The organism is Winogradskyella poriferorum (assembly GCF_050618035.1).
In the GTDB taxonomy this organism is placed as follows: Bacteria; Bacteroidota; Bacteroidia; order Flavobacteriales; family Flavobacteriaceae; genus Winogradskyella; species Winogradskyella poriferorum_A.
Window position 1 is genome coordinate 1 of record NZ_JBODPY010000108.1, and the last position, 239, is coordinate 239.

The 239-nt window shown below is 41.8% G+C and carries 1 pseudogene; it reads right to left on the reverse strand.

Annotation, left to right across the window (positions count from 1 at the left end):
* Nucleotides 1-239, reverse strand: a pseudogene (locus ACRHOC_RS15105) (hypothetical protein); the annotation flags it as partial.

A 239-nucleotide genomic window follows, 5' to 3' on the forward strand; every position in this document is an offset into this window, starting at 1 on the left:
TTTCTTACTGCGAATGGAGCATCAATTACATTTCGTAAACGACCAGGTGATGCAACACCATTTGGCATTGGGTCAACAAGTGGCTTGTGCCACATGAAATTAGGTGCAACTTGTAGATTACCAAAAGAGTAGGTAAAACCAGATAAGAAGTTTGTTACGTTACCACTCCCAGTATCCTTTAATCTCCATCCTGTAAAGGTACGTGACGCATCAAAACCACCATTGGCTACTAAGCCCAT